The sequence below is a fragment of the Pedobacter alluvionis genome (assembly GCF_003664035.1).
GTDB lineage: Bacteria > Bacteroidota > Bacteroidia > Sphingobacteriales > Sphingobacteriaceae > Pedobacter > Pedobacter alluvionis.
This window is the reverse complement of sequence record NZ_RCCK01000006.1, coordinates 1-2,858: the sequence shown is the minus strand read 5'-3', so window position 1 is coordinate 2,858 and position 2,858 is coordinate 1. Positions and strand designations below refer to the sequence as shown.

Annotated in this window: 1 protein-coding gene; it reads left to right on the top strand. The window is 36.7% G+C overall.

The window, feature by feature from the left end; all coding sequences use genetic code 11:
- Window positions 1–1,687 precede the first annotated feature (1,687 nt).
- A complete protein-coding gene (locus BCL90_RS00265; RefSeq protein WP_121281974.1) occupies window positions 1,688–2,557 on the top strand; it encodes a DUF808 domain-containing protein in 870 nt (289 codons plus the stop codon).
- Window positions 2,558–2,858: the final 301 nt, after the last annotated feature.

The window sequence follows — 2,858 nt, the reverse complement described above, 5'->3', positions numbered from 1 at the left end:
ACCAGAGCCGATGGTACTGCGGTAACACGTGGGAGAGTAGGTCGGTGCCAGATCTTAAAAAGAAACCCCTCAACGATAAGTTGAGGGGTTTTCTTCGTTTAAAGGCTTTTTGAAGTACATTATTTAAAACTGTTAAGGCGTTAAAAAGGATTAGGAAAAGGTTCTATTTCTTAATGTCCTTAATCTCTTAATGGTAATTAGATTAATAAACTTTTTCTCACCATTAAGGCGTTAAGCAAAGTTAAGGGTTGTTCCCGCAGATCACGCTAATTTGCGCAGAGGCCATTCCATCATCCATTTTACATCTTACCTGTTCAGTTCCAGCAAACGTTAAATAGGATTAGGAAAAGGTTCTTTTTCTTAATCTCTTAATGGTAAAGGGGGCTATAAAATTTTCTCACCATTAAGGAGTTAAGTAAAGTTAAGGGTTTGTTCCCGCAGATCACGCTAATTTGCGCAGAGAGGATTTTCATCATCCGTTTTACATCTTACCTGTTCAGTTCCAGCAAACGTTAAAAATGATTAGGCAAAGTTTCTTTTTCTTAATGTCCTTAATTTCTTAATGGTAAAGGGGGCTATAAAATTTTCTGACTATTAAGGCGTTAAGAAAAGTTAAGGGTTGTTTCCGCAGATCACGCTAATTTGCGCAGAGACAATTCCATCATCCGTCTTACATCTTACCTGTTCAGTTCCAGCAAACGTTAAAAAGGGATTAGGCAAAGGTTCTTTTTCTTAATGTCCTTAATCTCTTAATGGTAAAGGGGACTATAAAATTTTCTCACCATTAATGCGTTAAGCAAAGTTAAGGGTTTGTTCACGCTGATCTCCGCAGAGGCAATTCCATCTTCCGTTTTCCATCTTACCTGTTCAGTTCCAGCAAACGTTAAAAATAATTAGGCAATGGTTCTATTTCTTAATGTCCTTAATCTCTTAATGGTAATGGGATTAATAAACTTTTCCCACTATTAAGGCGTTCAGCAAAGTTAAAGGGGGTGTTCCCGCAGATCACGCTGATCTCCGCAGAGGCCATTCCATCATCCGTTTACATCTTACCTGTTCAGTTCCAGCAAACGTTAAAAATGATTAGGCAAAGGTTCTTTTTCTTAATGTGCTTAATCTCTTAATGGTAAATGGAGCCATAAAATTTTCTCACCATTAAGGCGTTAAGAAAAGTTAAAGGTTTGTTCCCGCAGATCACGCTAATTTGCGCAGAGCGGATTTTCATCATCCGTTTATATCTTACCTGTTTTTCTTCTTCTTTCCCTGGTTAATAGCCCTGATGGGAGTGAGCACGGAGCCAATTCTTCATTGGCGGAGTAACGGACTGCAGGACGGAACCAAATCTAATGGTTACTGCTGTTGCGCTGCAAATAAGCTCAAAAGAGTTACTTTATAATCATGACCACTTACATCGGGTCGGATTCGAATTATCCAACTGAGAAAAAAAAATGCGCTATAATTTTAATAATTATAGATATATCTAATTTTACGTTTTAACAATTACAAATTCTTTAGATTTTTTCGAACAGTTTTGGCTTGTTACTGTTATAAACCGTGTAAATAAATATTACTTACCTTTAAAAGAACATGATTGGCATAACTTCATATGTGTAGGTTTAAAGATTTGATGTGTAATTGTCTAAATCTAAAAAGGAATTAATATTTTGCAGCATTAATAAATTTAGATATGGCTTCGGGTTTTTTTGCAATTTTAGATGATATAAGTGCCTTAATGGATGATGTTGCTGTAACAGCAAAGGTGGCGGCAAAGAAGACGGCTGGTATTTTAGGAGATGATTTAGCCGTAAATGCAGAAAAATCGACAGGTTTTCTCTCTTCCAGGGAGTTGCCGGTACTATGGGCAATCACCAAAGGTTCTTTGGTAAATAAACTCATTATTGTTCCAATTGCCTTGCTGCTCAATGTTTTTTTCCCGGTTGCAATTAATGTAATTCTGATATTGGGTGGCTTATATTTGGCGTATGAAGGGGTAGAAAAAATTGTTGAATATTTTTTCCATCGGACTAAACCATCACATGTTGAAGCTAAAGAAGTAATTCAAGAAAGTGTTGCAGCAGAAAAGGCAAAAATTAGGTCTGCTATTACAACCGATTTTATACTGTCGATAGAAATTGTCATTATAGCATTAGGTAGTGTTTTGGATGAAAAGCTTGCCATTCAGATTATGACTGTTTCGGTGATAGCATTATTGGCCACAATTGGTGTTTACGGAATCGTTGCACTTATTGTCAGAATGGATGATGCCGGATACCGTTTAGTGAAAGCCTCCGGCGATAAAGGTATTTTTTCAGCAATTGGAAAAATACTGGTTAAATCGCTACCCGTTATCATCAAAATTTTAAGTATTGTAGGAACGGTTGCACTGATATTGGTATCGGGAGGAATCTTTGCGCATAATATTGATTTTCTTCATCATATTTTCCCTTCTTTTCCATCAATACTTAGAGAATTCGCTTTTGGATTAATAGTTGGACTGGCTTCGGTTCTTGTTGTAATTGTAGTTAAAAAGATTTTGGTTATTATCAGACATAAGTAAAGGGGAAAGTTAATCCATTCATAAGTATCCGTTTAATATTTCAAAATCAGTTTTCCTACGATTAAACAGGCGTATAGCTATTATTTTTCAAACCCTATTTTTGCTTATCATTAAGTTTTCATTGCTGTCTGACAGCTTTAATTTTGCCGTTTTTATCAGTCGCGTGTAAGCGCCGAAAGTTTTTTTTCTACGATGCTATTTATTGATTTTTTTTGCAAAGCAGTTGTTGTGCTCCTATATAGGCGTGTCCCCGCTTTCCGTTTGTAGTGCCGGCGTGAAGCCGGCAGCTACCACTTCAATC